The sequence below is a fragment of the Pantoea sp. USHLN256 genome, assembly GCF_037149875.1.
Lineage (GTDB): Bacteria > Pseudomonadota > Gammaproteobacteria > Enterobacterales > Enterobacteriaceae > Pantoea > Pantoea nemavictus.
The window spans coordinates 1-612 of record NZ_JBBCQO010000030.1 but is presented as its reverse complement, the minus strand read 5'-3'; the positions used below and the strand labels follow the sequence as shown (position 1 = coordinate 612).

Below are 612 nucleotides of genomic sequence, written 5' to 3'. Positions count from 1 at the left end.
ATTCATGACTGGGGTGAAGTCGTAACAAGGTAACCGTAGGGGAACCTGCGGTTGGATCACCTCCTTACCTGAAGATACCTTCCCGCGAAGTGCTCACACAGATTGTCTGATAGAAAGTAACGAGCAGAAAAAACCTCTACAGGCTTGTAGCTCAGGTGGTTAGAGCGCACCCCTGATAAGGGTGAGGTCGGTGGTTCAAGTCCACTCAGGCCTACCAAATTTCTCCTCATGCTGCGTTATGCGCGCGGTCGTTTACGAAAGTAAGCTTCCCTTACGCATGCCTTGCCTGAGAAGAAATTAACATTTCTCATTTGATGAATGTGACTCCTGGTGAGTGGTAGTAGTGGTCTCTGCAGTAACTGTATGGGGCTATAGCTCAGCTGGGAGAGCGCCTGCCTTGCACGCAGGAGGTCAGCGGTTCGATCCCGCTTAGCTCCACCATTACAGTGACTCAAAACAATACTTCAGAGCAAACCGGAAACGGTGTGCTGCGAAGTATTATGCTCTTTAACAATCCGGAACAAGCTGAAAATTGAAACGACGTGTTGGTTCATTTCTCCGTAATAAGAAATGAATAACAACATGTTCGAGTCTCTCAAATGCTTACAGTCC

General features: G+C 47.9%; 2 tRNA genes and 1 rRNA gene. All 3 read left to right on the top strand.

Going from position 1 to position 612, the window contains the following annotated elements:
* A 16S ribosomal RNA gene (locus WFL93_RS24095) occupies positions 1-67 on the top strand; the annotation flags it as partial.
* A 73-nt stretch (positions 68-140) separates the two neighbouring features.
* A tRNA-Ile gene (locus WFL93_RS24090) sits at positions 141-217 on the top strand.
* 148 nt (positions 218-365) lie between these two features.
* Positions 366-441 (top strand) — tRNA-Ala (locus tag WFL93_RS24085).
* Positions 442-612: the final 171 nt, after the last annotated feature.